This is a genomic window from Bartonella sp. AP331QHHD, from assembly GCF_042195905.1.
Classification (GTDB): Bacteria; Pseudomonadota; Alphaproteobacteria; order Rhizobiales; family Rhizobiaceae; genus Bartonella.
In genome coordinates this window covers 1-1,581 of the sequence record NZ_JBHIPG010000043.1, presented here as the reverse complement: position 1 = coordinate 1,581, position 1,581 = coordinate 1, and the positions used below count along the sequence as shown (strand labels likewise).

General features: G+C 43.4%; 2 protein-coding genes and 2 pseudogenes. All 4 read left to right on the top strand.

The genetic code is table 11. The features are described from left to right. Positions 1–241: pseudogene (locus tag ACFIMS_RS05325) on the top strand (hypothetical protein); the annotation flags it as partial. Next, positions 234–461: pseudogene (locus tag ACFIMS_RS05320) on the top strand (hypothetical protein); the annotation flags it as partial. The pseudogenes ACFIMS_RS05325 and ACFIMS_RS05320, both read left to right, overlap by 8 nt. Next, entirely contained in the window at positions 461–886 is a 426-nt protein-coding gene (locus tag ACFIMS_RS05315; protein ID WP_375696455.1) for a hypothetical protein, read from the top strand. The pseudogene ACFIMS_RS05320 and the gene ACFIMS_RS05315, both read left to right, overlap by 1 nt. 1 nt (position 887) lies before the next feature. Continuing rightward, a partial coding sequence (locus ACFIMS_RS05310) for a hypothetical protein (protein ID WP_375696454.1) occupies positions 888–1,581 on the top strand: 694 nt, incomplete at its 3' end.

Below are 1,581 nucleotides of genomic sequence, written 5' to 3'. Positions count from 1 at the left end.
TGGTGCTTTTGATGATGAAAATCGGCTTGTTATGTTTACGGGAGCACCGATGGAGGCAACGGTTGTTTCGCAAGAATTGGGGGCACCAGATGGAAGTTTTAACTTTATCACAAAAATGTTTGCCGAAGTTGATACGATGGAAGGTTTTTTAAGTATCGGAGAACGTCGGCTTCGTAATCATCAGACACCGATCACATGGCACAAGGAGAGGGTGTGTTCGTATGTCACGGGCNGAAGTTGATACGATGGAAGGTTTTTTAAGTATCGGAGAACGTCGGCTTCGTAATCATCAGACACCGATCACATGGCACAAGGAGAGGGTGTGTTCGTATGTCACGGGCGCTTATCATGGTCGTTCGCGCAATCGTTATCACCGCTTTAAATTGCGTATTCCTGAAGGCGTTCATTGGAACCATATCACAGGGTTTAATGTGGATTTACGTCCTTTAGGCAGAGGGTAATGGCAAAAGTTTTTTTGACCACGTCTTGGGATATGGGGCGTATAGCGCCTTATCTGGAAGACATCATTGCGTCATTTCGTGAGTATGTAGAGCATTTCAAACATGAAATCACGTTGCAAGAGCTCCTTGAAGCGATTTGCAGTGGCAAGAAACAGTTATGGCTTGTTTTGGATGATGACGAGCGCTTTTTAGCGGCAGTTACAACCCAGATACAGCAGACAGTTTTAGGAAAGAAGCGCGCTCTGATTTGTGAATGTAGTGGCAAGGGCGTTCTTGATCAAATTGATAATTTGACATTTGTAGAGGATTGGGCACGTGAGAATGGGGCTTCTGAAATGGAGATCTTGGGTCGTTTAGGTTGGAAACGTGCACTGAACAAACAAGGTTATGGCATAGATATGCTTTATTATAGGAAGGAATTGTGACATGGGGAGCAGTAGACCAGCAACGACAGAACAGAAGCAGGTGCAGACAAGTGCCCCTCCCGCTTGGATGCAGAATGTATTTAAGCGAGGGGGTGCAGATGCGTATAACATGTATGATACAGGGATGGGTGGTAATGTGTATGGAGGACCTCGTGTTGCCCCGTTAAGTGCTCCAACTTACCAAGCAATCGGAGGTCTTGGAGCTATTCCTCATCAATATCAAAATTATATGAATCATTTGATGAATACTCCCATGCAGGCAGAAAGAAATATTGGTGAATTGGCTTCTAGTTATAAAGGGGGCTATGATCAGGATTTTGAAGATGTACTTAAAAAATCTATGGATGATGTGAGAGATACGATTAACAGCTCTTTTGTAGGTGCTGGTGGTTATGGATCTGGTGCGCATACAAAAGTGTTGGCGCGTGAACTTGATGCATTGTCTAAAAGTGCTAGGATTAATCATTACCGTCAGAATAAGCAGGATATGTTACATGCTAATGCCTTACTTGGTGATTTTAATAAGTATCGCTTAGGCATGATAGGTAACTTATTCCCCTCTTATAATAATGCCTATTCGAATATGTTGCAGGGGTCATCTGTTCTTAATGACTACAATCAACGCCTTGTTGATGCCAATAGAGAACGTTGGCTGGAACAAGACAATAGCGGCTGGAATAGGTTGAATATGCTTA